Below are 2,350 nucleotides of genomic sequence, written 5' to 3'. Positions count from 1 at the left end.
ACCGCTTCTAAGGAGAATTGGTTGGTGAGGTTATGTACGGGCTGAGTACCGTGATTCACTCACAACGAATCGCACCACGTTTCCCCGTCATGAGCGAAATGATGCTCTTTAATCCTGCCCTTTTTGGCGATTAGTATTTTGCCACAGTACGGGCATATTAAGTTACTTTTCCCACTTGCTACATCTTCGATTGAAATTAACTTGTTATCAGTATCAACGCCATAGTTTAGCCAAATGCGATTACTGCCCAAGTGAACCTACTATTTTTGATTATTCAGAATTACTGCTTTAACTTTTGACCCGACTATTCCACTTCAAGGTTGCTTCATCCTCAGTTTTTGCCGCCGGACCTTGTGCGCCACACGCGCAATAAACTACAAGTTCATAACAATCATTGCTGTCCTCGAATAATGATTCAACGATTTCTAATTCTGAGTCTCCACAAAATGGACAAGGTAAAAAGTAATCCTTAGCTTCTATCTTTTTGTTGCTCACATCATTAACAATTCAAGCTGACTAAGCAAGTATATAACAGTACCTAAGCTAGACGAATTGTTTTTCTTACCGAGAAAATGAGTTTGAAAAAATGGCTTACTCTGAAATAATCAATTTTCGCGTTCGCAATAGCCACTTCTATTTTTAAGTCAGCACTAACTCAAACTGCTACTCTGATCTAATTTTCTTGGGTGCAACTTAATGGTTATGTCTTCATTTTAACTACCTCCTCTCATAGTTTTCCTGGCTAAGTAAGGGACTAAAAACTATATAGGATTGGTGTGGGTTAAGGAACCGATAGGTATTTGCCCTCTCTCTGCCCATCATGTTAGTCTCTGAGAGCTTTGTATAATTACATTACAGTTTCCCAGTTTTATTAATAAATATTGCGGATACTTGATCCCGTTGTTAAGGTGTGTCTACACAGTTACTTCTGTCAATGGTTGTATTGAGGAAATGTCTCATCCATGCTCTACTTCAATCTTGTTTTTTCCCAGTCTGACACTGGTTAATAGCACATTCACAACAATACTAAAGGAGGTTTTGGTCATGGACATTCAAGGAAAAACGGCTTTAATCACTGGCGCTAGTCGGGGCATTGGACAAGCGATCGCTCTAGAATTAGCTAAAGAAGGAGTCAAACGCCTACTGTTACTGGCACGGGATCAAGCTAAGTTAACTCAAGTGGCAGCTTTAGTTTCAGAGCTTGGCGTGGAAGTTGAGATTTTAGCTTTGGATTTGACAAAGCCTATAGAAGTCAATACTGCGCTGGCACAAGCATGGCGAGATCATGGACCAATTCATTTACTTGTCAACTGTGCTGGAGTTGCCCATCAAACTCCTTTCTTGCAATCTCAATTACCGCAGATGCAGGAAGAACTTGCCGTTAATTTGGTCGGGATGTACACCATTACTCGGATAATTGCTCGGCGCATGGCAAGACAAGGAGAAGGAAATATCGTTAATGTTTCTAGTCTCATGGGCAAGATTGCCGCGCCGACAATGGCTACTTACTCCGCCACTAAGTTTGCAATTTTAGGCTTCACTCAAGCTTTGCGGGGTGAATTAGCTGCACATAATATTCGGGTAACGGCTTTGTTACCATCTTTGACTGACACTGATATGGTGCGAGAATTAAAGTTATTCCGGTGGGTCATACCGATGACTTCCAAGCAAGTAGCTACTACACTGATTGCCGGACTGCGTAAAGACAAACCGGAAATTTTGGTGGGATGGCAAAGTCATTTAGCCGTATGGTTCAATCGTATTGCTCCCATGTTGATCGAGAAAGTCTTATTAATGGCTGCGCCTTTATCTCAGGAAAGACAAAAGCGTCATCAAATATTTAGATATGCTAGAAACACTTCATACTAAGCTTTTTATTAAAGAGGTTTAATTCAAAACTTCCTTCAATAATTCAGCAAGATGATTCTGTTCTTGTTTGGTACTCTCGGTATTGCTTATCTTTGCTTTCCCAATACTTATCCACAGTTTCCTTTGCGATTGCCGCCTGCTCTAACTCCACCCCCTGTTCGGCTACTAATCGCTCTTTCACCCGTTTCCGCAAGTTGGAAACAATCAAGCCATTAATCTTCCTCGTTTCCGCCCAGTCCAGTATTGGCTCAGGGTATGGACTTTCATTTAAGTACGCTCCATTAAGGATTTCTGGCAAACTATAACCACGCAATTCTTCAACCCAGTGGTAAATAAACTTTAAATCGCCGTCTTTCTCCTCTAAATTTTTATTAGGGTTGTAGATGCGGAAGGTATCGGACAAAGGATTTGTTACCCCTGCTTGCATCTGCCACTGCCAATTATCAATAGCCAAGTCGCCATCTACTAAGTATTTCATGTA

4 protein-coding genes are annotated in these 2,350 nt (G+C 41.1%); 1 reads left to right on the top strand and 3 read right to left on the bottom strand.

Translation table 11 applies throughout. From position 1 onward, the window contains the following. Positions 1-59: 59 nt before the first annotated feature. Together C7B70_RS25630 and C7B70_RS25625 are read right to left on the bottom strand one after the other, a co-directional pair. A complete protein-coding gene (locus C7B70_RS25630) occupies positions 60-251 on the bottom strand; it encodes a competence protein CoiA family protein (protein ID WP_106371675.1) in 192 nt (63 codons plus the stop codon). A gap of 37 nt (positions 252-288) precedes the next feature. Next, positions 289-495 (bottom strand): Lar family restriction alleviation protein, encoded by a 207-nt coding sequence (locus tag C7B70_RS25625; RefSeq protein ID WP_158260602.1) that lies wholly within the window; start codon positions 493-495, stop codon positions 289-291. 549 nt (positions 496-1,044) lie between these two features. On the opposite strand from C7B70_RS25625, the gene C7B70_RS25620 reads away from it, so the two are divergent. Beyond that, positions 1,045-1,869: an SDR family oxidoreductase gene (locus C7B70_RS25620; protein ID WP_106371673.1), complete on the top strand. Its 825-nt coding sequence runs from the start codon at positions 1,045-1,047 to the stop codon at positions 1,867-1,869. A gap of 43 nt (positions 1,870-1,912) precedes the next feature. Here C7B70_RS25620 and C7B70_RS25615 read toward each other — a convergent pair. Further along, a partial coding sequence (locus tag C7B70_RS25615) for an FAD-binding domain-containing protein (protein ID WP_233221167.1) occupies positions 1,913-2,350 on the bottom strand: 438 nt, incomplete at its 5' end.

Source organism: Chlorogloea sp. CCALA 695 (assembly GCF_003003885.1).
Lineage (GTDB): Bacteria > Cyanobacteriota > Cyanobacteriia > Cyanobacteriales > Chroococcidiopsidaceae > Aliterella.
This window is presented reverse-complemented; position numbering and strand designations above follow the sequence as displayed.